Origin of the sequence: Qipengyuania vesicularis, from assembly GCF_019711415.1 — a bacterium.
GTDB lineage: Bacteria > Pseudomonadota > Alphaproteobacteria > Sphingomonadales > Sphingomonadaceae > Qipengyuania > Qipengyuania vesicularis.
In genome coordinates this window covers 789,621-810,243 of record NZ_JAIGNJ010000001.1, presented here as the reverse complement: position 1 = coordinate 810,243, position 20,623 = coordinate 789,621, and the positions used below count along the sequence as shown (strand labels likewise).

The 20,623-nt window shown below is 62.6% G+C and carries 17 protein-coding genes; 5 read left to right on the top strand and 12 right to left on the bottom strand.

Annotation, left to right across the window (positions count from 1 at the left end; all coding sequences use genetic code 11):
- Positions 1-18: 18 nt before the first annotated feature.
- From lpdA to K3146_RS04045, 3 genes are all read right to left on the bottom strand, one after another.
- On the bottom strand, positions 19-1,431 hold the full coding sequence (lpdA, locus tag K3146_RS04055) for a dihydrolipoyl dehydrogenase (RefSeq protein ID WP_221544892.1): 1,413 nt from the start codon (positions 1,429-1,431) through the stop codon (positions 19-21).
- Between the two features lie 167 nt (positions 1,432-1,598).
- Positions 1,599-1,982: an acyl-CoA thioesterase gene (locus K3146_RS04050; protein WP_247711001.1), complete on the bottom strand. Its 384-nt coding sequence runs from the start codon at positions 1,980-1,982 to the stop codon at positions 1,599-1,601.
- Between the two features lie 252 nt (positions 1,983-2,234).
- Entirely contained in the window at positions 2,235-3,533 is a 1,299-nt protein-coding gene (locus K3146_RS04045) for a pyruvate dehydrogenase complex dihydrolipoamide acetyltransferase (protein ID WP_221544891.1), read from the bottom strand.
- A 129-nt stretch (positions 3,534-3,662) separates the two neighbouring features.
- Between K3146_RS04045 and K3146_RS04040 the strand changes: the two genes are divergently transcribed.
- Positions 3,663-4,115, top strand: coding sequence for a universal stress protein (locus tag K3146_RS04040; protein ID WP_221544890.1), 453 nt, complete (start codon positions 3,663-3,665; stop codon positions 4,113-4,115).
- On the opposite strand, the gene rnr is transcribed toward K3146_RS04040, so the two are convergent.
- Entirely contained in the window at positions 4,112-6,418 is a 2,307-nt protein-coding gene (gene rnr, locus K3146_RS04035) for a ribonuclease R (RefSeq protein WP_221544889.1), read from the bottom strand. The two genes, K3146_RS04040 and rnr, sit on opposite strands and share 4 nt — an antisense overlap.
- 132 nt (positions 6,419-6,550) lie before the next feature.
- Between rnr and K3146_RS04030 the strand changes: the two genes are divergently transcribed.
- Positions 6,551-8,572, top strand: coding sequence for a M3 family metallopeptidase (locus tag K3146_RS04030; protein WP_221544888.1), 2,022 nt, complete (start codon positions 6,551-6,553; stop codon positions 8,570-8,572).
- Between the two features lie 41 nt (positions 8,573-8,613).
- Here K3146_RS04030 and proS read toward each other — a convergent pair whose 3' ends face one another.
- From proS to radA, 7 genes are all read right to left on the bottom strand, one after another.
- Positions 8,614-10,155, bottom strand: coding sequence for a proline--tRNA ligase (gene proS, locus K3146_RS04025; RefSeq protein ID WP_221544887.1), 1,542 nt, complete (start codon positions 10,153-10,155; stop codon positions 8,614-8,616).
- 65 nt (positions 10,156-10,220) lie between these two features.
- Positions 10,221-10,775, bottom strand: a complete 555-nt coding sequence (phaR, locus tag K3146_RS04020; RefSeq protein WP_221544886.1) for a polyhydroxyalkanoate synthesis repressor PhaR — start codon at positions 10,773-10,775, stop codon at positions 10,221-10,223.
- Between the two features lie 83 nt (positions 10,776-10,858).
- Positions 10,859-11,896: an alanine racemase gene (gene alr, locus K3146_RS04015; protein WP_221544885.1), complete on the bottom strand. Its 1,038-nt coding sequence runs from the start codon at positions 11,894-11,896 to the stop codon at positions 10,859-10,861.
- Entirely contained in the window at positions 11,893-13,557 is a 1,665-nt protein-coding gene (locus K3146_RS04010; protein WP_221544884.1) for an MFS transporter, read from the bottom strand. Before K3146_RS04010 ends, alr begins: the two co-directional genes overlap by 4 nt.
- Before the next feature lie 37 nt (positions 13,558-13,594).
- A complete protein-coding gene (locus K3146_RS04005) occupies positions 13,595-14,023 on the bottom strand; it encodes an iron-sulfur cluster assembly scaffold protein (protein WP_221544883.1) in 429 nt (142 codons plus the stop codon).
- Positions 14,020-14,559 (bottom strand): CvpA family protein, encoded by a 540-nt coding sequence (locus tag K3146_RS04000; protein WP_221544882.1) that lies wholly within the window; start codon positions 14,557-14,559, stop codon positions 14,020-14,022. The genes K3146_RS04005 and K3146_RS04000 overlap by 4 nt, the downstream gene beginning before the upstream one ends.
- 34 nt (positions 14,560-14,593) lie before the next feature.
- On the bottom strand, positions 14,594-15,958 hold the full coding sequence (radA, locus tag K3146_RS03995; protein WP_221544881.1) for a DNA repair protein RadA: 1,365 nt from the start codon (positions 15,956-15,958) through the stop codon (positions 14,594-14,596).
- Between the two features lie 71 nt (positions 15,959-16,029).
- Between radA and K3146_RS03990 the strand changes: the two genes are divergently transcribed.
- The 3 genes from K3146_RS03990 to K3146_RS03980 are packed head-to-tail and all read left to right on the top strand — an operon-like array spanning position 16,030 to position 19,497.
- Complete coding sequence (locus tag K3146_RS03990) at positions 16,030-18,345, top strand: patatin-like protein (protein WP_221544880.1); 2,316 nt, start codon at positions 16,030-16,032, stop codon at positions 18,343-18,345.
- Between the two features lie 57 nt (positions 18,346-18,402).
- The gene (locus K3146_RS03985; RefSeq protein ID WP_221544879.1) at positions 18,403-18,996 is read left to right on the top strand and encodes a hypothetical protein; all 594 of its coding nucleotides are present in this window, start codon (positions 18,403-18,405) and stop codon (positions 18,994-18,996) included.
- On the top strand, positions 18,997-19,497 hold the full coding sequence (locus K3146_RS03980) for a hypothetical protein (RefSeq protein WP_221544878.1): 501 nt from the start codon (positions 18,997-18,999) through the stop codon (positions 19,495-19,497). It begins immediately after the preceding gene.
- Here the strand turns inward: K3146_RS03980 and dnaJ are convergent.
- Positions 19,494-20,612, bottom strand: coding sequence for a molecular chaperone DnaJ (gene dnaJ, locus K3146_RS03975; protein ID WP_221544877.1), 1,119 nt, complete (start codon positions 20,610-20,612; stop codon positions 19,494-19,496). The genes K3146_RS03980 and dnaJ overlap by 4 nt on opposite strands.
- Positions 20,613-20,623 lie beyond the last annotated feature (11 nt).

Here is a 20,623-nt window from a genome sequence, read left to right as displayed (position 1 = left end):
CCCTCCCCTCAGAACACATCAGATATGCAGCGCGCGCCCGTAGCTCGCAAGCACGCTCTCATGCATGCTTTCGCTGATCGTGGGATGCGGGAAGACGGTGTTCATCAGCTCCGCCTCGGTGGTCTCCAGCGTCTTGCCGACGACGAAGCCCTGTATCATCTCGGTGACTTCCGCACCGACCATATGCGCGCCGAGCAGTTCGCCGGTCTTGGCATCAAACACGGTCTTCACGAAGCCTTCCGCCTCGCCCAGCGCAATGGCCTTGCCGTTGCCGATGAAGGGGAATGTGCCCGCCTTGACCGCGTAGCCCGCTTCCTTGGCCTTCGCTTCGGTCAGGCCGACGCTGGCGATCTGTGGGTGGCAGTAGGTACAGCCCGGGATGTTCCCGCGGTCGAGCGGGTGCGGGTGGACGTCCTTGTTGCCCAGCTCCTTGGCAATGGCCTCGGCGCAGGTGACGCCCTCGTGGCTCGCCTTATGCGCCAGCCACGGCCCGGGCGTGCAGTCGCCAATGGCCCACAGACCATTCGACTTCGTCCGACCGTAGTCGTCGATCTGGATGAAGCCGCGGTCCATTTCGACCAGCTTTTCCAGACCCACATTCTCGGTGTTGGGGACAATGCCGATGGCAGTGATGCAGTGGGTGAACTCGGTCTCTGAAACCTTGCCCTTGCTGTCCTTGATCTTGGCCTTCACGCCTTTGTCGGAGACGTCGAGCGCTTCGACACCAGCGCCAGTCATGATCGTCATACCCTGCTTGGCCAGGCTCTTCTCGAGGAAGGCGGAGACGTCCTTGTCCTCCACCGGCACGATGCGGTCGAGCATTTCGACCACGGTCACATCGCAGCCCATGTCGTTGTAGAAGCTGGCAAACTCGATGCCGATTGCACCCGAGCCGATCACGAGCAGCTTCTTCGGCATTTCAGGTGGCGTCATGGCATGGCGATAGGTCCACACGCGCTTGCCGTCGGCCTTGGCGAACGGCAGGTCGCGGGCACGCGCGCCGGTGGCGACGATCACGTGCTTGGCGGTGAGCTTCTCCTCGCCCTTCTCGCCCTTCACGGTGAGGCTGGTCGGGCCGGTCAGCGTGCCATCGCCCATGTGCACCGTGATCTTGTTCTTCTTCATCAGGTGCGTGACGCCCTGGTTGAGCTGTTTCGCCACGCCGCGGCTGCGCTTAACGACCGCTTCGAGATCGGCCTCGATCTCGCCCGCGATCTTGAGGCCGTAGTCCTTGGCATGCTGCGCATAGTGCAGGATCTCGGCCGAACGCAGCAGCGCCTTGGTCGGTATGCAGCCCCAGTTGAGGCAGATGCCGCCGAGTAGTTCGCGTTCGACAATGGCGGTCTTGAGGCCCAGCTGCGCGCAGCGGATTGCCGCGACATAGCCGCCGGGTCCGGAGCCGAGAACGATGACGTCGTAATTGGTAGCCATTTGGATTTAGCCTTCGGTTTGTCCGACAGGATGGAACAGATGGAACACGGTCCTGGCGCTAAAAAGCGCGGGAAAGCCGTGAGGGGAAATGGAATAGGTATTCGGGTGGGCTGCGGTGCGGGTCATGGTTCCCGCCATGCCATGCGAGGGGCCGAGTAGGACAGTGCTCACGCCCACCGCTCCGCCACGGCGCGAGGGCGGTTGTTTTCGTCGAGCAGCACGAATTTGAACGTGCCCTGCGCCACCTTGGTCTCGGCCTCGCCATTGCGCTCGCGGGCGATGGCTTCGGCGGTGATGGTGAGCGAGGTGTTGCCCCTCGCCGCGATGTCGCAATAGACCGAGAGTTCGTCCCCCACCTCCATCGCGCCGGGGAAGGCGAAGTCACTTGCCGAGACGACCACCGCCTTGCCTTTCCCCTCCCGGCTCGCGAGCGAACCCGCGCCGAGCGCCATCTGGCTCATCAGCCACCCGCCGAACACCCCGCCATAGGGGTTGGTGTCGGCCGGCATGGCCGTGACGCGGATGAGAGGGGAGCGGTCAGGAGAACCCATAGATCACTCCGCCAAGTGGAATAACCAAAGCAATCCAGCGTAGCCATTCGCGCTTGCCATAAAAAGCGTATCCGATTGCTGCGAAGCTGGATAGCACCCATGCAAACGACAAGGGTGAGGTGAAAATGTCATTCCCGCTCGCTCCGGCGACCAAGCCCGCGATCAACATCATCGCCAAGAAAGCAACCGGAAAGAACAGGACGGCAGCGACTAGGCCTCGCGAAATGAGAGCTAAATTTCGCCATGCGTGGCTCAAACCAGCAGCCCCATCGGGTTCTCCACCAGCTGCTGGAAGGCCTGCATGAACTGCGCGCCGTCCGCGCCGTCGATGGCGCGGTGGTCGAAGCTGCCGGTGGCGCTCATCACGGTGGCGACGCCCAGCGCGCCGTCGATGACGTGCGGACGCTGCTCGCCTGCACCGACAGCGAGGATCATCGCCTGCGGCGGGTTGATCACGGCGTCGAACTGCTTGGTGCCGAACATGCCGAGGTTGGAGAGCGAGGCGGTGCCGCCCTGGAATTCATGCGGCTGCAGCTTGCCGTCGCGTGCCTTGCCTGCAAGCTCCTTCATCTCTGTGCTGATTTGCGCGAGGCCCTTGCGGCCGGCATCGCGGATGATCGGCGTGATAAGGCCCGAAGGCGCGGCCACGGCGACCGAGATATCCTCGCGCGTGTATTGGTAGAGCTCCTCGCCCTGGAAGCTGACATTGCACAGCGGAACACGCTGCAGAGCGCGGGCCTGTGCTTTGATCAGCAGGTCGTTGACCGACAGCTTGATGCTGTCCGCCTCGAGGCTCTTGTTGAGTTCGCTGCGCAGCTTGAGCAGCGCATCGAGGCGCACGTCCACGGTGAGGTAGATATGCGGGATGGTCTGCTTCGCTTCGGTGAGGCGACGCGCGATGACCTTGCGGACGTTGTTGAGCTTCTGCGCTTCGTAAGGCGCGTCGAGGTCGCCGCCCATGGTGGCGGGCTTGGCCGGAGCGGGTGTGGGGGCCGCAGCAGCTTCCTTGGCAGGAGCAGCGCCGGGCTTCGCATCCTCGACATCGGCCTTCACGATGCGGCCGCTCGGACCTGAGCCGGTAATGCTCGAAAGATCGAGACCCTTCTGCTCGGCAATGCGGCGGGCGAGCGGCGACGCCTTGATGCGGTTGCCGTCGTCGCTCTTCGGAGCGGCAGGTGCGGCCTTTGCCTGATCCCCCGCGGAGGCGGGGGTCTCCGTCGGCTTATCCGACGCTTTGTCTTCGCTTCCTGAGGCCTCCGCCTTCGCGGAGGCTCCACTATCCGCAGCCGCAGCCTCGTCCAGATCCTCGCCCTCCTCGGCAAGCATCGCGATGACCGTGCCTACCTTCACACCCTCGGTACCTTCTTCGACAGCGATCGAGGCAATCGTGCCCTCGTCCACGGCTTCGAATTCCATCGTCGCCTTGTCGGTCTCGATCTCGGCCATGATGTCGCCAGCGGAAACCGTGTCACCCGGCTTCACCAGCCATTTGGCGAGCGTGCCCTCTTCCATGGTGGGCGACAGGGCGGGCATCTTGATCGGCGTGGGCATTGTTGACGTTACGTCCTCGCTGGGAAGTTGTTTCGCTGGTCTCTGGCCAATTTGCCCGTCGCCCGCAAGGTTCTTGCGCAGAATACGAATTAGCGGGTAACCGCATGGGCAAATACGGGAGCGGGACCTTTGAGAATATACCTGGTCGTGATGGACGAGACCGAGGAAGCCAAGCAGGCGCTGCGCTTTGCTTCCATGCGTGCGAGCAAGACCGGGGGTTCGGTGCATATCCTCGCGCTGGTGCCGCAGCAGACCTTCAATGCCTTCGGCGGCGTGCAGGCGACGATCGAGCAGGAAGCGCGCGAGCGGGCCGAGGTGATGGCCAACAATGCCGCGGGTAATATCTTTGCAGAAATGGGGAAGATGCCGGTAATCGCCGTGCGCCCGGGTTCACCGGCCGAGGTGATCGGCAAGTATCTCCACGAGCACGGCTCGATCGCGGCGCTGGTGCTCGGCACGGCGAAGGACGGCGGCAAGGATCCGCTGGTGACGCATTTCGCCTCGCGTGCGAACGACCTGCCCTGCCCGCTCTACATCGTGCCCGGCTCGCTCAGCCGCGAGCAGTTGGAAGAGCTCGCCTAGCGCTTCTTCCCGCGCCCCTGGTGGCGGATGTTCTTCGGGCGACCACGCTGTCCCTGCGCATGTTGCTGGCGAGGTGCGCCCTTGCCCTTGTGGAACTTCTTTTTCTTCGGCGGCGGGCGATCCCCGCGCTTCTCGATGGACGCGCCGCCGCCGTCGGGCAGTTCGAACTTGAGCGCACCCGTGAGAGGGTTGGATTCGGCAAGCCGCAGCTTGAGCCGATCGCCCACCGCATAGGTCGTGCCCGTGTCTTCTCCCACGAGTTCGCGGGCGCCCTCGTCATAGCGGAAATACTCGCGGCCGAGCGTGGTGACCGGCACCAGCCCGTCTCCACCAAGGTTCTCGATCGTGGCGAAGAAGCCGAAGCCCTGAACGCCGGTGATGCGCGTGTCGAACACCTCGCCCACCCGGCCCGAGAGCCATGCTGCGACATAACGATCAATCGTATCGCGCTCGGCCTCCATCGCACGGCGCTCGGTCTGGCTGATTGCATCGGTAATCTGGTTGAGCGCGGTCTTGTCCCTGTCCGACAGGCCCGAACTCTCCGGGATATTCCCCTTGGGTCTGGGCTGCTCGAGCTTGTAGGCATCGACCAACGCGCGGTGGACCAACAGGTCAGCATAGCGGCGGATCGGCGAGGTGAAATGCGCATAGCTGCCGAGCGCAAGGCCGAAGTGGCCTGCATTGGCCGGACCGTAATAGGCCTGCGTCTGGCTGCGCAGCACCGCCTCCATGATCAGCGCCTTTTCCGCCGGATCGACGATGTCCTTGAGCATGCGATTGAACAGGCCGGGGGTGATGACCTGCCCCATGGCGAAGCTTCGGCCCTGGCTGGCGAGGTATTCCTTGAAGGACATCAGCTTCTCGCGGCTCGGCGTTTCGTGGACGCGGTAGACCACGGGTGCGGCCTTTTCTTCGAGCGCCTTGGCCGCAGCGACATTGGCCGCGATCATGAAATCCTCGACCACACGGTGCGCATCGAGGCGTTCGCGAATGGCGATCTCCTCGATCTGGCCCGCATCGTTGAGGCGCACCTGCCGTTCGGGCAATTCGAGGTCGAGAGGATCACGCGCCTCCCTGGCCTTGTGCAGCAGCTTCCACGCGCCCCAGAGGTTCTTCAACACCTCGTCAGCGCTGCCGTCGTCGATGGCCTTCTGCGCGTCCTCATAGGCGATGTTCGCCGCAAGCCGTACGATGGCGCGGGTGAAGCGCCACTTCGTGACCTTGCCCTCTGGCGAGATACGGATGTGGCAGGCCATCGCCGCGCGGTCCTCGTTCTCGACCAGCGAGCAGATGTTGGCGCTGAGCAGCTCGGGGAGCATCGGTACAACGCGGTCTGGGAAATAAACTGAGTTGCCGCGCTTCCTTGCTTCCTTGTCGAGCGCGCCGCCTGGGCGGACATAAAAGCTGACATCGGCAATCGCGACGATCGCCTTGAAGCCCCCTTCGCCGTCGGGTTCGGCCCATATCGCATCGTCGTGGTCGCGCGCATCAGCGGGGTCGATGGCCACGATCGGCACATCGCGCAGGTCTTCGCGCCTGTCCTCGCTGAGCGGCAGTTCGGCCACGCGCTGCGCCTCGTCGAGCGCTTCCTGCGGGAAGATATGCGGAATGCCATGCTTGGCGATGGCGATCAGGCTGAAACTCTTGGGCGCCAGCGGATCGCCGATCACCTCGACTACCTTGACCTTCGCTCGGGGCGATTTGCCCATGAGTTCGGCAAGTACGAGGTCGCCTTCATTCGCTGCGCCAACATCGCCGATGGGTGCACTGTTGCGCACACGCTTGTCGACCGGCGCGAGCCAGGGTTTGCCGCCGCCATCGAATTCGACGACCCCCATCATGCCCTCTGTCCGCGCGGGGAGCTTCTTCATCGGATGGGCAATCCAACCCTTCCCGCGCTCTTCGGTGCGCGCAAGGAAGCGGTCGCCGCGCTTCAGTGCCGCAACCTTCTTGCTTTCCTTGACCACGATCCGCGGCGGCTTGTTCGGCGCATCCGGATCCCAGCTCTCGGGAGTGGCGATCGGTTCGCCATCCTCGATCTCGGTGACCTTGAGGACAGTCACCTTGGGCAGCCCGCCCATCTTGTGGAAGGCCGTCTTCCGACCATCAATCAGGCCTTCCTCGGCCATGTCCTTGAGACGCTTCTTCAGCGCAATCTTTTCCTGCCCCTTGATGCCGAAGGCCTTGGCGATTTCGCGCTTTCCTGCCGGACGGTCGGAGCTCTGGATGAATTCGAGTATCTGTGTCTTCGAGGGGAGCCCTTGCGGCCTCCCGGTTCTGTTCTGTTTTTTCATGGGCGTCATATGGTCCTGCACAATGGCCCGCGCAAGCCGACGAGGGTGCAACCTCGCTCGACGAGCCGCATTGGCAGCATTTCCCACATCACCTATGCCATGCTGGTTCAAAATCGAATGGATTTTTGAGGGGGTCAAGTTATGCGCATGCAGATCGCAGCCCTGCTGCTCGCTACCACCTTCCATGCCGCACCAGCGCTGGGGATGGACCGCACTGCCGGGGCATTTGCCGGTCCGATCAAGGCCGATGCAGCCGATGCCGAGACATTGAATGCACGATGCGATAACCTTCTCGCAGAAGTGGAACGACGCATCGCAGAGTTCGAAAGCAGCGCCGGCCCCTACACCGTGGCGGACACTCTCGTCGCCTATGACGAGATCTCCGCCCTCTCCTATTCGACCGGCGCCGAATTCTACAGCTACAGCCAATCGGCAAGCACGGCAGACAAACGAGCCGCCGGAATCGCCTGCTACACCAGGCTAAGCGAGGTCGGCACCGCATTCGGCCTCTCGCGAGAAGCCTACGATCGCCTCGCCGCCATCGACGCAAGTAGCGAAGACGCGGCGACGCAATATTACCTTGCACAGGTGATCGAAGGCTATGATCGGGCTGGCGTAAGCCTTGACGAAGCCAAGCGCGCGCAGATCGAAGCGCTGCAGAAAGAGCTAACGGATCTCGGCAGCGAGTTCAGCCAGAATATTGCCAACGGGCGTGGAACCATCAAGGCATTGCCTGCTGAACTCGAAGGGCTGCCCGCAGACTGGATTGCCAGCCACCCGCCGGGTCCCGATGGGCTGGTGGAGATTTCGACCGATGGACCCGACTTCTCGCCTGTGATGTCCTATGCGCAGAGCGATGCGCTGCGCGAACGGTTGGCGCGCGTCTATTTCTCGCGGGCCTACCCTGCGAACAGCGAACTGCTGGGCAAGATTTTCGCCAAGCGACAGGTACTCGCCGAACTATTGGGACGCCCGGACTTCGCCACGCTGCTGCTTGAAGACCGGATGCTCGACACGCCCGAGAAAGTCATCGCCCACATGGTCGATCTCGACCAGGCGGCACAGCCGGCCCTGGCCCGGGACCTGGCCGAATACCGGGCGGCGCTCGCCGAAATCCGACCCGGTCAGGAACTGAGCTGGTTCAATTCTGGAATCGCCCGGCAACATGCACTCAAGACGAAGTACGATCTCGACCAGCAGGAAGTCCGGCAGTATTTCACCTTCGACAACGTGCGGCAGGGCGTTTTCGAACTTACCGAAGATCTGTTCGGCTATGAAATCAGGCCATGGGAAACGCCGCTCTGGCACCCCGATGTCGAAAGCTTCGAAATCGTGGACAATGGCGAAGTCATCGGCCGCTTCTACCTCGATTCCCATCCGCGTGACGGCAAGTACAAGCACGCCAACCATATCGCGCTTCGTCAGGGTATCTCGGGCGAAACACTGCCCGTTTCGGTACTCACGATGAACCTGCCCAAGGGTGGCTACGACACCGGATTGATGGAACACGGGCAGGTGGAGACTTTCCTCCACGAATTCGGCCATCTCATCCATTCGATCCTTGGCGGAAACCAGCGCTGGGCGGGCCTCAGCGGCGTGGCGAACGAGCGCGATTTCACCGAAGCGCCCTCGCAGATGCTCGAGGAATGGGTTTACGATTACGATACGCTCGCGAAGTTCGCTCGCAACGAACAGGGCGAAGTGATCCCGCGCTCGCTCGTCGATCGGATGAATGCTGCGCGCTATTTCGGTCAGGGCATCTACGAAGCCACTCAGTTGGGGTATTCGAATGCCTCGCTGCGCTATCACATGGGTGCGCCGGATGACCTTTCTGCCGAAGCGATTTCCGGCGCTTACAAGGAGTATTCAGGAGCCTTCGCGCCCTACGAGATACCCGCAGACACCCACAGCGAAGCAGCTTTCGGCCACCTCAACGGATATAGTGCGGGCTATTACACCTATGGCTGGTCGCGTGTGATTGCTGCCGATCTGTTCTCGCGGTTCCAGCAGGCAGGCCTGCGCGATCCCGAAACGGCGCGCGCCTATCGCGAACTGGTCCTTGGGCGTGGAGGCAGCAAGCCCGCAGCGGAACTGATCGAGGATTTCCTCGGCCGACCGGTCAACGCCGATGCGCTGAAACGCAAACTGGCCAGCGGGGAATAGGCTGGTCGGCCTGAAGGCAGGGCTGCGCTTTAACGCCCTGCTTAGTAGGCCTTCGCCAAGAGGACGCGCTCGACTGCTGCCTCGCCCGTGAAGATGCAGGCCCCGTCGACGGGCGCCGCATCCATCGGCACGTTGCGGATGGTGAGCTTGTGCTCCTTCAGCCGTTCGACGACCTTTTCCAGCGCATCGCCAGTGGGCTTCGACCACTGGACCTCGACCCAGCCCGGATAGCGTGACGCGGAGAAGTGCTCTTCGACCTCGGCGAAATCGGTCACGCCGCGTGTGAGATTGGCATCGCGCCGTTCCTGCGCCTCGACGAGCAAGGCAGCCTGGATATCGGCCAACACGTCGGGAATGGTCTGGCCTGCTACTTCGCGCGTCGGCGTCTGGAAGGCAGGCTTGCCCGTTTCAGCGTCCCACAGCCGGTCACGGCGCAGCATCGATACGGCGCCATTTTCCATGTCGCGCCCACCCACCTCGACGATGATGGGCGCGCCCTTACGGACATAGTCCCAGCGTTTGGCCGCAGCCTTGCCGGGCCGGGTATCGAGCAGCACGCGCAGCGGTTCGCCGAGGACGTGCTGGCTGGCAAGCGTTGCGCGCAGGACCTCACAATAGTCGATCAGTGCCTCGTCTTCGGGCTTGTCGCGCAGCATGGGCAGGATGACGACCTGCTGCGGCGCGATCTTGGGCGGCAGGCGCAGGCCATCGTCATCACCATGCGTCATGATGACACCACCGACCATACGGGTCGAGACGCCCCAGCTGGTGGTGTGGGCGAAGCTCTCGCCGCCGTCCTTGTTCTGGTACTTGATCCCGCTGGCCTGAGCGAAGTTCGTGCCGAGATAATGGCTGGTACCGGCCTGCAGGGCCTTGCCGTCCTGCATCATGGCCTCGATCGACCAGGTCTCGACCGCGCCTGGGAAACGCTCGTTCTCGGGCTTCTCGCCCGCGATCACGGCCAGTGAGAGATCCTCGTCTGCAAAGGCGCGATAGACTTCGAGCATGGTGAGCGTGTGCTCCTTGGCCTCAGCCTCGTCGACATGCGCCGTGTGGCCTTCCTGCCAGAGGAATTCGCTGGTGCGCAGGAACATGCGGGTACGCATTTCCCAGCGCACGACATTGGCCCACTGGTTGAGCTTCAGGGGCAGATCGCGCCAGCTCTGTACCCAGCGCGCCATGGCATCCCCGATGATCGTCTCCGAAGTCGGACGAACCACCAAAGGTTCTTCCAACTTGGCTTCAGGATCGGGGATGAGCCCGCCATCGGGCCCCGCAATCAGGCGGTGATGCGTGACGACTGCCATTTCCTTGGCAAAGCCTTCGACATGCTCTGCCTCGCGCTCGAAGTTCGAGAGCGGGATGAAGATCGGGAAATAGGCGTTCGAATGGCCGGTCGCCTTGATCCGGTCATCGAGCAGGCGCTGCATGCGCTCCCAGATGCCGTAGCCCCAGGGCCGGATAACCATGCAGCCGCGAACACCCGATTCCTCGGCCATTTCGGCAGCGGAGATGACTTCCTGGTACCACGCCGCGAAATCGTCTTCGCGCTTGGTGTTTAGTGCATGGCGGATCTGAGCCACGGGGCGAATCTCACTTCAAGATTGAATTTGCGCCCGCCCCTAGCGTCTCGTGCCAGCGGGGTCGACTATTTGCTCAGCTCGTCGAGCTTCTTTTGCATCGCGGCCATCTGTTCGCGCATCTGGGCAAGTTCGCTATCGGCTTCCTTCTTGGCGCTATCGACATTCTTGCGGGTCGCGGGGATGAAGGCTTCGGCGGCGTTCTGCATCATCTTGAAGTTGGCTTCGGCCATCTTGGCCAGCGGGTTCGCTTCGATGCCCTTGGCGAAAGCAGCCTGCAACTGTTCGCGATTCTTGCGGAAATTGGCCATGCTCGCTTCGAGATAGCTCGGCATCATCGACTGCATCGAATTGCCGTACATCGAGATCAGATCGCGCAGGAAGCTGACAGGAAGCATTTGCTGTGCCCCGCTGCTTTCTTCCTCGACGATGATCTGCGTCAGGATCGTGTGGGTGATGTCGTCGCCGGTCTTGGCGTCGAGGACCTGGAAATCGACATTGTCGCGAACCATCTTCGCCAGATCGTCGAGCGTGATGTAGCTCGAGGTATCGGTGTTGTAGAGACGCCGGTTGGCGTACTTCTTGATGATGATCGGTTCGCCTTCGGCGGTCCGCTTTGCCATGTATTCACTCCCCCGGTGGCGCCCTGTTTTGTGCAACGCGGGGTGCTTAGCACTTGCACAATGTGCAGCGCAACACGCTTGGCTTAACGTTGGAAGCGGTGTCCCAGAACGGTAAGCAATTCGTATTGCGAAACAGAAGTTTGCCGCGCAGCATAGGGCAGGTAATAGGGTAGCTCCACCCAGTCGCCCTCGGCAAGATTGGGCGCTTCGGCAAGATCGACCACGATCATGTCCATCGAAACCTTGCCGAGGATCGGAAGCACCTTCTCTCCGCTCTGGAAAGCGGCCCCTCCCCAGCTGCGCAAGATGCCATCGGCATAGCCAAGCGACAGCACGCCGACCCGCATCTTGGCAGGCGCGGTGAAGGTGGCGTTGTAGCCGACTGTCTGTCCTGCCTCCAATGCGCGCACCTGCAAGATTGATGCGCGCGGGTAAGCAACCTGCCGGATGCAATCGGTGAATTCGGTACGCGGCACGCCGCCATAGAGAGCAAGGCCAGGCCGGGTCAGGTCGAAGTGATATGCGCCGCCGAGCGCTATCCCGGCGCTATTCGCAAGGCTCGCCTCGCGGTGTGAGACTGCACCCAGGATATCACGGAAACCCGCAAGCTGCTGCTCGTTCTTCGGACTGTCCTCGTCCGCGCAGGCGAGATGGCTCATCAGCACCTGGATGTTGAGCGCCTGAATGGCCGGATCGCCGATCTCGTGAAGCGCGACTCCGAGCCGGTTGATCCCGCTATCGACCATTAGATGGCACGGTCCACCGCCGGTCTCCGTCCAGAGCTTCGCCTGCATGATGGAATCGATGACCGGGATCGCGCCGGTTTGGCGGGCATAGTTCGCCTCGGCGCGGTTGATCGGCCCGTGGAGCACGGCGATTTGCTTCGCTCGCACGTGCTCCAGAAGCGGGGCGACTTCGCTCCAATGAGCGACGAAGAAGTCGCGGCAACCCGCCTCGACCAGCGTCGGTACGCAATGCTCCACTCCTAGACCGTAGCAATCGGCCTTCACCGCTGCCCCCGCCCGAGCGCCGCCCGACATTGCGTCGAGCATGCGCCAGTTCGCTGCGAGCGCCTCGCGGTCGATCGCGAGTCTGAGGGTGGCCGGGGGCGCTTCGATCACGGTGTGGCAGGGCTGACGGGTGGCACCTCACCCGATTCTTCGAAATCACGCGGAGGGCCGCCTGGAATGCCCCACCAGGCAACCACCACCCCGAAGGCAACCACGATCCAGGTGTACCAGAGCCCCGAATAGATATTGCCGGTGCTGGCCACGATTACGCCTGCGATCAGGGGCAGGAAGCCACCGAGATAGCCTGCACCGATGTGATAGGGGATCGACATCGAGCTGTACCGAATCCTGGCCGGGAACATCTCGGACAAGAGTGCCGCAACCGATCCGTAAGTCAGTGCAGAAAGCACGCCGAGGCCGAGCAGTACTCCAACAATCCCGAGGATATTCGCGAAGCCGGGCTGTTGCTTGCTGAAATCGAAGCCGTAGTCGCCCAGTGCCGTGCGGATGCCATCACGGCGCGCGGTACCGTCGGTAAACCACGCCGGATCGATCGCGACGGCCTCGCCGCCAGCAGCCAGCGAGATGGCGTCGCTTTCGCTCAATTCGTAGGGAACGCCCGATGCGGTGAGGGTCTCGAGGATCTTGCCGCAATCGCTCTGCTCCCGGTCGAAGAGATCGGCAAAGGGATCGGTCGAGCAGTCGGGTCCGGCAACGGTAATCGGCGTTCGCTTCGCTGCGTCTGCGAGAGCTGGGTTGGCAAGGCTGCCCAGCGTCCAGAACGCCGGAAAGAGCAACACCAGAGATGCGAGCGCTCCGATGATGATCGGCTTCTTGCGACCCACGCGGTCGGACCATTTGCCGACGATGATGTAGAAGGTCATCGCGATCAAACCGGAGACGAAGAGGATCAGTTCCACCGTCAGGTCGTCGACATGCATCGGACCGCGCAGGAAGCTCATCCCGCTGAAGAATGCGGTATACCAGATCGTCGTGAGAATGCCGGTGATGCCGAACAAGGCCACGAAAATCCGCTTCTTGTTACCCCGATAGGTGAAGCTCTCGACGAAGGGATTATGCGCGGTCTCTCCGGCTTCCTTCATGGCCTGGAAGACCGGGCTTTCCGACAGTTTGAGCCGCATCCACAGCGAAATTCCAAGCAGGATGATCGAGAGCAGGAAAGGGACGCGCCAGCCCCACGCTGCGAAATCATCCTCGGGGATGAGGAAGCGGCACGCGAGCACGACTGCGATCGAAAGGACGAAGCCGCCTGCCACGCTGGCCTGGATGAAGCTGGTATAGAAACCCCGCTTTTCCGGGGGCGCGTGCTCGGCAACATAGATTGCCGCCCCGCCATATTCGCCGCCAAGCGCCAGCCCCTGCAAGACCCGCAGGATGATCACGATGATCGGCGCGGCGATGCCGATGGTGGCAACCGTTGGGATAAGGCCGACGCCGGCCGTTGCGATACCCATCAGGGTGACCGTGACAAGAAAGGTGTACTTGCGCCCCAGCCTGTCCCCGAGGAACCCGAACAGGATCGCGCCAATCGGGCGGAATGCGAATCCGACAGCGAAGGTCGACCAGACCAGCAACAAGCCCAGCGTCTCGTTATCGACGTCGTAGAATGCGTCCTTCAGTATGTAGGCGAGCGTGCCGTAGATGAAGAAATCGTACCATTCGAAGATCGTGCCAGCGCTGCTTGCACCGATGACGAGCTTAATTTCCTTGTCACTCGGTTCGCGTTGCAATGCCGTCGTGCCGCCTGCCATTCGCCCGGTTCCCCTCTCTTGAGCTTGGTTCGCCGACTTAGCCCGTCACCGATTGCTTGGAAAGCGCATCGAGGGCAGCCTTCCACGGAAGGAGAATGGCGCCGTGCCGGCCAGGATATTCCCGCGCCGCCGCCAATGCACCGAAGTCGGGCCAAGCAGGGATATCGGGTGCGCCGGCCAGCCATTGCTCGATCTGCAAGAGGGCCACGCCGATCGCGTCGCTATCGCGACCGACAGCATGACGTGCAAAGATCGCCGCAGCAGCCTGTCCAACTGCGCAGGCCGTTACCCGGAGGCCAAGGCCATGAAGATTTGCGTTGCAGGAAAGCTCGATGGAGCTGCCGCAACTGCGTGAATGCGCCTCTCCGAGATAGGCTGCGTCGGGTTTGAAGGGATATTGCGCCAACTCCACGGCGAGCGCCAGCAATTGCGGGGAGTATAGCGCGCCGCCGGGCCTGTCGGTCACTGCGCTTCGGGCTCTGCGGGTTCTTCAACCTCTTCGCCGCGCAGTGCTGCGCGCCGCTGCGCCAGCACCTCGACCAGCGAACGCGAGCCTGCATCGACCAGCTCATAGGTGCGGGCGGTGGTGATCCAGACGGGACGGCCACGATAATCCCACACGGCGTCATAACCGAGCACCAGCACCGAGAAGGCAATGATGGCGATCAGGAGCCCCTTGAGAGCGCCGAAGCCGAAGCCAAGCACCCGATCGATCGGGCCCAGCACCGAACTGCGCGAAGCCTTGCCGACATTGTTCGCGATGACCTTCATCGCGGCATAGGGAATGAGCAGGAGGAAAGTGAAGGCGAGCACCGAGGTAGTGACGCTCGACCCGATGAATTCCTGCAACTGGATGGTGAAAGGGGTATGCAGGAAACGAATGGCAAATGCCGCAAGGACCCACGAAAGCACCGAAAGCACTTCCTGCAGGAACCCGCGCATGAACCCGCCGATCGCGGCTACGCCCACGATGGAGAGGATCAGAAAATCGAAACCCGTCATATCGCCCTACTAACCCTTAGGGCTTATGGGTTTATTAACTGCTTACCACCCGGTCAACGAGGTTGGAAAGTTGTCCCAGCCCCGCATAGTCGAGTTCCGCCGAACCGTGTTTCGCATCGGTCGGGCCGAAGCCCTTGGAAAATCCGAGCTTTGCAGCCTCGCGCAGACGGATGCCGCCATGCGCGACCGGGCGGACCTCGCCGGCAAGGCTGACCTCGCCCAGCCAGACGCTGCGATCGGGCAGCGGCTTGTCCGCCAGCGCGCTGACAAGCGCCGCCGCGACCGCAAGGTCGGCGGCCGGGTCCGAAAGGCGATAGCCGCCCGCAACGTTCAGGTAGACTTCCGCCGAACTGAACGACAGACCGCAGCGCGATTCCAGCACAGCCAGCAACATGGCAAGTCGGCCATTGTCCCAGCCCACCACAGCACGACGGGGTGTCGCTCCCGATTGCAGGCGGACGATAAGGGCCTGTATCTCGACCAGTACGGGACGCGTACCCTCCATCGCCGGGAATACCGAGCTACCCGCCATCGGTTGCTCGCGCCCTGACAGGAAGAGCATGGAGGGGTTGGCCACCTCTTCCAGCCCTTCGCTTGCCATCGAGAAAACGCCGATCTCGTCGACCGCGCCGAAGCGGTTCTTGAGTGCGCGCAGGATACGATACTGGTGGCTGCGTTCGCCCTCGAAGCTCATCACCACGTCGACCATGTGTTCGAGCACGCGCGGCCCGGCAATATTGCCATCCTTGGTCACGTGCCCGACCAGCACCAGCGCGACGCCGTTTTCCTTGGCATAGCGGATCAGCTCAAAGGCGCAGCCGCGCACCTGGCTGACCGTGCCGGGCGCCCCCTCGATCGTGTCCGAATGCATCGTCTGGATGGAATCGATCACGAGGAACTTGGGCGTTTCCATCTGGCCCAGCGTGGTCAGGATGTCGCGCACGCCTGTAGCCGCCGCGAGTTTGACCGGGGCATCCGCCAGTCCAAGCCGACCGGCGCGCATGCGAACCTGGCCGGCCGCTTCTTCACCGCTGACATAGACCACGCCGTGCCCTTCGCGCGCCACCTTGGCGGCGGCCTGCAGCAGCAAGGTTGACTTGCCGATGCCCGGATCGCCGCCCATCAGTATGGCGCTGCCCGGTACCAACCCGCCGCCCAGCGCTCGGTCGAATTCGGCAAGCCCTGTCTTCTGGCGCAGCGGGATCTCGCCTGGCTTGTCGAGATCCACGAACTCGACCGCCCTGCCCCCGCTCGACAAATCGTGCTTCAGGGAGAACACCGTTGCGGGTGCATCTTCGACCAGCGTGTTCCACTCGGCACAGTCTGCGCACTGGCCCTGCCAGCGGTGCGAAACAGACCCACAGGCCTGACAGACATAACGTTTCTTCGGCTTCGCCATGCCGATTCCCTAGCAGAACATTTGCAGAACGCAATTGCCTTACGGGGCCAAGTGTGCACAACGATAAGGCAATGCGGCAGAAAGAACTCCGGATCGCCCTCATCTGCTACGGCGGGATCAGCCTGGCGGTCTACATGCACGGCGTTACGCGCGAGCTCTGGCAACTTGCCCGTGCGAGCCGAGACTTTCACTCCGGGCACGGCGAAAGGGGCGGTGTCCACGCGGTCTATCTCGACCTGCTCGCCCAGATCGAGGCGCGGGAGGGCCTTCGCCTGCGGGTCTTGCCCGATATCGCGAGCGGGGCGAGCGCGGGAGGGATCAACGCGGTGTTCCTTGCCCAGGCCATCTTCTCCGGCCAGAGCCTGGAACCACTGACCGATCTCTGGCTCGAAGTCGCCGATGTCGACGAGTTGACCGATCCCGATGCGAAGCTGCGCTGGTCGGGCGGGAAGATATGGGCCCAGCCCTTCGCATCCTGGCTCCTGAGCCGACCGGGCACCGAAATCGCGAACGAAGTCGCTCCCGAAACGCGCGCAGAAGTCCGCCGCAAGGTTTCGCACCTCATCCGCGGGCGCTGGTTCGAACCGCCCTTCTCCGGCTTGGGCTTCTCGAAACTCCTCGCCCGTGCCTTCGAGTCCATGGCCGCCTCGCCACGTGAGGCCCCGCTTCTCCCGCCGCGCCACCCGCTCGACCTGTTCGTGACGGCAACGGACTTCCACGGCTATCTCGAGCTGCTGCGCCTCCACAGCCCACCGGTGGTTGAGGACAGCGAACATCGCATGCCGATCGCCTTTCGCCAGCTTACGCCGGCAATGGGCGGGCAGAACCTCGCCGATCCTATGGAGATGGTCTTTGCCGCGCGCGCCACCGCCAGTTTCCCGGGAGCTTTCCCGCCCCTGAAGGTTGGAGAGATCGACCGGCTGTCCGAGGAACTGGGACACGACTGGGAGTCCCGCGAGGAGTTCCTCGAGCAGATCATGCCCGTCCATGTCATGCGGGAGAACATCGACAATGTCTCGTTGATCGACGGGTCGGTTCTGGTGAACAAGCCCTTTGGCGGCGCGATGGCTGCCCTGCGTGGTCGCCCGGCCCAGCGCGAGGTGGATCGCCGCTTCGTCTATGTCGATCCGCGCCCCGACCGCTTCGGGGAACGCCATGCACGGCGCAAGGGGGACGTTGGCTTCTTCCCGGCCATTTTCGGTTCGCTGTCGACCATCCCGCGCGAGCAGCCGATCCGCGACAACCTCGAACAGCTCGAGGAAAATAGCCGAGAAGCACAGCGCCTGACGCGGATCGTGACCGCGCTTCGACCCGAGGTGGAGCGGACGGTCGAAAAGCTGTTCGGCTACACGCTCTTCCTCGACAACCCGACGCCCAAACGGCTCAAGGCCTGGCGCCAGAAGGCCCAGCAGGCCGCAGCGGAACAGGCAGGCTATGCCTTCCAGTCCTATGCGCAGGCCAAGGTGAGCGGGATCGTCACCCGACTTGCCAAGCTCGCCTGGGAAGCGGCACCCACGCTGCACCTTACGGACCATGCCCCGATCGAAGACGCGCTGCGGGCCGAACTGAGCCGCCGGGGGCTGGATAACCTGGCGAGCGAAAAGGGCGGCGCCACGCCCGAGGCGATCATGTTCTTCCGCGAACATGACATCGGGTTTCGCATTCGCCGCCTGCGTTTGCTCGCCCGCCGCCTCGCGCGGGATTGGGAAGCCGATCCTGAGATACCTGACGACGCTCTCGAGGCCGGCCGCGAGACGATCTACCAGATCCTGTCACTCTATTTCGAGAAAGAGGGATTGCGGGCCCTCGGCGATACCTTCTCCGAAGCGGCCGAGGGTGCCCTTGGCGATCCGTCAGCCTTGCTCGACCTGGTCGAGGATAAGCGCCTCCTTCCCGATATCGACGACAGGGCGGAGGAGATGCTGGCCGAAGCGCTGGCGGACATGCCCGCCAACCTCAAGCGCCGCATGCTGTTCGCCTATCTCGGCTTTCCCTTCTACGACGTGGCGACGCTCCCACTACTCCGGAACGAGGGTCTGACAGAATTCGACCCAGTGAAGGTAGACCGGATCAGCCCGGACGATGCCCGCAGCATTCGCGAAGGTGGAACGCTGGCGACATTGCGCGGGATCGAATTCTACAATTTCGGAGCCTTCTTCAGCCGCGCCTATCGCGAGAACGACTATCTCTGGGGCCGCCTCCACGGGGCCGAGCGGATGATCGACATCGTCTGCTCGACCATCGATCACAACCTGCCGGAGCCTGCCTGCCGCGATTTCAAGCGGCGCGCATTCCTGGCCATCCTGGATGAGGAAGAGGCAGCGTCTCGCTGTTCGTCGTCACTCATCGGGCAAATCCGCAATGAAGTCGTCGATCGTCTGAAGTAAAAACCTTCTCTCAACTTTTTCAATCTATTACATACTGAAACTGTGAGAGATCTGACGATGAAAGTATTAAAGGGATTTGCGCCCGTATTGCTGACGAGCATCCTGCTCGCGTCTTGCGGAGAAGAACCCGGGGTATACTCCATGACTCCGGCTCAGCTTCGCGCCGAACTGGGAAGCGCAACCATTTCCTACAAGCCGAACCCGACAGGTGCCACACAGACCATCAGCGGCAATGGCATTGTGAACGATAGCGTTCGCCTGTCGCTGTCTTCATCAAATGGCGGAGAATACTCGCGCAGTTGTCTGCTCAAGTTCACCGCTGTCGACGACAGCAGCACGAAGGTGCAGGCAGACTGCAATCGTGGTGCGGGGTCATCGTCTCAATCGAGGACCATGGAGGAACTCGATGAAGCTTCGGTCATGGAGTTCGTCGACGCCCACCTGTCAGGCAGGCCGTTCAACTATGGCGCTGTGGTCCTCAAACAGGCCGGGGTAATGCACAAGAACCTCGATGCGAACACGAAAGAAGCGCTCGAAAACTACGACCGCGCGCAGGCCGGTGTCTACGATACCGACGAGGACGCGGAGGCAATGATGTCCGAGGCAGCAAGCCAGATGGAACTGCAGGATGCCGGCTGGGGAGCCGAGTAGGTGGATAGTCTCCCGGTATGGGCGCTAGGTGGCATCGGTCTCCTTGCCTATGCCGCCCTCTCCTTCGAACCCGACCAACTCAACACTGTGCTTGTTGAAGCTTCGCAGTCGGAGGCGCTAGCAGCCCTTGATGGGCAGAGCGATGATGTGTTCGGGACGGGGCTTGGTGGCCTGCGTATTTCCGGCGAGCGGCTTGGTGCCGACAAAGTCGAGGTCGTGATCCAACGCATGAACACGGACCAGGAAATCATCTGCCATGTGACTGTGAAGCCCGAAGCCGAGACTCATGTCTCGCTGGAGACTGACTGCCTTGCGCCCGTATCCGATGAGGCCCCGGACAGGCGGCAGGTCGCGGCGTTGAGAATTGTGACGCCGGTCGCTCGCGAGTTCGCCGTGTCGGCCATTCAGGAGCGTGCCTACGAAACGTCCGGCGTCGTCGACGACATGATGACCGGCATCCACGACCCCGAGATCGGGATACGCGGCGATCTCGGCCACTAAGCCCCGAAAGCGTCCTTGATCTTATCGAAGAAGCCCTTGCTCTGCGGGCATTCGTCACCGGTTTCGGTCTCCCGGAATTGTTCGAGAATTGCGCGCTGTTCCTTGCTGAGCTTGGTCGGCGTCTCGACTGCGATCTCGACCACCATGTCGCCGCGACCGCGTCCCTGAAGGACAGGCATGCCGGCGCCGCGCTGGCGCAGCTGCTTGCCTGACTGGATGCCGGCGGGGATCTCGAGCGTCAGCTCCTCGCCATCAATGCCGGGGATCTCGATCGATCCGCCGAGCGCCGCCTTGGTGAAGCTGATCGGAACGCGCGTGGCGAGCGTTGTGCCTTCGCGCTGGAAAATCTCGTGCGGTTGCACGTGGACGAAGATGTAGAGATCGCCCGCAGGTGCGCCGCGCGGCCCAGCCTCGCCCTTGCCCGACAGGCGGATGCGTGTGCCGGTATCGACGCCGGGCGGGATATCGACTTCAAGCTTCTGAGGGACGTCGACCCGCCCTTCCCCGCGGCAATCGCGGCAGGGTGAGGTGATAACCTCGCCTGCGCCGTGACAGTTGGGGCATGGCCTTTCGACCACGAAGAAGCCCTGCTTCGCCCGCACATTGCCCTGTCCGCCGCACAAATTACAGGTCCGCGCCCGCGTACCGGGCTGTGCGCCCGAACCATGGCAGGTGTCGCAGGCCTTGCTGACCTCGATCTCGATCTCGGTCGATTTGCCGTGGAAGGCATCCTCGAGCCCGATTTGCATGTCGTAGCGCAGGTCCGCGCCGCGACGGGGGCGAGACCGTCCACCGCCACCGAAGGCGGAACCGAAGATGGTCTCGAAGATGTCGCCGATGTCACCGAAATCGGCATTCCCATGCGCGCCGCCGGGGCCGCCGTTCTGAAACGCGGCATGGCCATACTGGTCATAGGCCGCGCGCTTCTGCGGGTCCTTGAGGCAATCATAGGCCACGCTGATCGCCTTGAACTTGGCTTCACTGTCGGTGCAGCCCGGATTTTTGTCCGGGTGGTGCTTCATCGCGAGCTTGCGATAGGCGCTCTTGATCGTCGCACCATCGGCGTCACGGCTCACGCCGAGCAGTTCGTAGAAATCGATTTCAGTGGCTGACATGGGGTCCCCGT